3 protein-coding genes are annotated in these 2454 nt (G+C 35.8%); all 3 read right to left on the bottom strand.

The window, feature by feature from the left end; all coding sequences use genetic code 11:
• On the bottom strand, positions 1 to 306 hold a 306-nt coding region (locus GYA49_03700), incomplete at its 3' end, for a hypothetical protein (GenBank protein NMC36124.1).
• A complete protein-coding gene (locus GYA49_03695; GenBank protein NMC36123.1) occupies positions 293 to 904 on the bottom strand; it encodes a hypothetical protein in 612 nt (203 codons plus the stop codon). The genes GYA49_03695 and GYA49_03700, both read right to left, overlap by 14 nt.
• Positions 905 to 971: 67 nt before the next feature.
• Complete coding sequence (locus GYA49_03690; GenBank protein NMC36122.1) at positions 972 to 2237, bottom strand: hypothetical protein; 1266 nt, start codon at positions 2235 to 2237, stop codon at positions 972 to 974.
• Positions 2238 to 2454 lie beyond the last annotated feature (217 nt).

Genomic DNA, 2454 nt, shown 5'->3' with positions numbered 1-2454 from the left:
GCCTGGATAGGCTGTCATTTCCGGAGGGTCATCATAGACGAGTTTCCACTTCCGTACTTCTTGACCGCCGCCACCACATGGCTGACCGCAAATAGCTGGATCTCCAAAAACCTCACAACAACTACCACCGCTACCGCTACCGCTACCAGATCCACTACCTCCCGATTTTTTACAACAATCACAGTAACTATGACTAGCTGTGCAACATTCATAGTATCCAGAGCCACAAGCCAAAATAGTTTTTGGACAAACTTCAAAAAATGTAAACATTAAAAAGGTAATTATCAATAATTTAATCTTTTTCATTGTCTTGAGATCTTGAAATTACTAAGGGCTTTATAGACAAATAGCTTTCTTTTACTAAACGATTTTTATCGAGCATAAGTTCCGGATTATCAAATGGGCATTGCCATTCTACCAATATCAACTCCTGCTCTTTAAATTGATTTTTTTTAGTCAATCTACTTATCTCTCCCCATTCTTGAATATCCTCATCATATGTCGGTTCACGGTTATAAAAAACAATATCTGGATTGTCGAGATTAAGAGTAAAGAGCTGATCATTTCCGGCTCTTACCTGCCATTTATTATCAGTCTGTTGTTCGATAGGCCCTACAAAAGCACAGGTGTATTCACTACCTTCAGAAATTGAAACCGGACTGCCTTTATACCAATAAACATCCATAGGAAACCATGCTGTTTCTGAAGTGTTTTTAGGGGCGACTTTACTTACAAAATTACTTACAGTTTGATTATCTTCTAATCCCAACTTCCACATTAGATAGATCGGATAGTTGAAATGGTCAGTATTTTTAGATTGTAAAAAGAAAAAACTAAAACCAAGGCTAATTGCCAATAAGACAATAATTAAAATAACTATTTTTGCTAACTTTGAGAAAAACATACTGTAATCACAACTTACTTTAGCTAATTACAGTATATGGAAAAAATTACACTAGAGTCAATAGAGGTTAAATTCCTGGTCTTTCAACAAAATTGTCTGTTGTCAAAGCTTGATTTTGTAATACAGAATTTAATTCTGGATGTTTTGTAGCTAATTGTCTTGCTAAATAACCCTGAAAATCTAATCTCGTATGAGAATAATCATTACCTGTTCCAAGATAAGATTTCCAAAACAAAGACTCTATTATTTCTTTGGCTAATGTAGTTGCATAAGCAACTGCAAGTTCATTACTATTTGTAATCCCCAAATCATTTGTAATTTTATTTTTATTTGTAGTCAAATCTATACCTCCATAACCTCCTTGTCCCCATAAAACATCTCCTAAGTCTCTGGTTGTAAAAAATCCAATATTATTACGCAATAAATCCCCAAATTTTATTACATGCCCTTGAGGAACTTGAGTTAATGGAAGATGAGGATATATATCTGTACCTAAAGTATTGGCCCAATCAATTGCAGATTGACCATTTGATAAAGTTAAACTATCTATAGGAATAGTACTCATTTCCGCAAGATAATCCAATATTTGTGGCATAATGTCTTTAAACCATTGAGGAATATCTTCTCTATTTTTATGTCTATTCCACCATTTTTCAGCTTGGGCTCTATCAGCTACATCCATTTGACCAACCTCGGCAATTGATGTTTGCGTCTCTGATTGTTCTGGAGCTGACTCATCAGCTACCTGAGCTGCTGCAGCTTCATTAGCTTTCATAACCTGCAATCCAGTTCCAGGAACATCTTCGCCAGCTTCATTTTTAGAAGTATTAGTAGATCTTCCTGTAGGAGCCCAAACTCCAAACTGGTCTCCATTAGGAGCTTGAACAAGAAGCATATCACCCTGTCTAACTACTACCTGTACATTCCTACCATCAACCAAATTCTCTCCGTCAGTATGTACAAAGTTACCATTAGCATCAAGTCTGTGAATCCAAACTCCATTATGAATTGGGCTTAATACATCACCTGGAACAATGTCTTTGGCACCTGAATCAATCCAAATAAAAGGTTCGGGGGTAGGATTTTCACCACCGCCTGGATTAACAGCTAGTGGTTCATGCCCCTGGCTTGGCTTTTGTCCATTCATATCAAAGCCATCTCCCCAATCAAAGTTTATCAAAGCAACTGGCCCACCGTTTCTAAAAGTATCCATTGCCTGACTATTTAATTCCCTTACAACTTGTTTTGTATCTGCTCCAGCTAAAGCCTGCTGCTTTGCTAATTCTAATTGTTTAGACAAGTTTGATTGTATTTCTATTCCCATATTTTTCAAAAAACCAACTACACATAGTTGGTTTCAGATAATTATTTTTTTACTTGATATTGGACAGGTTATTTAATCCCATAATAATAGATGATTTAGCTAATGTTAACTTTTATCAAATTAATTTAGCTATCCTATAACATTATAGCACAAGCAACAATATGTAAACAATATGTAGAAAAATTGCTTGCCTCTACTCTGCTATAGGCTGGGCAAATAGTTTTGC

Source organism: Candidatus Beckwithbacteria bacterium (assembly GCA_012797845.1).
Taxonomy (GTDB): Bacteria; Patescibacteriota; Microgenomatia; order UBA1400; family UBA1449; genus JAAZOH01.
This window is presented reverse-complemented; position numbering and strand designations above follow the sequence as displayed.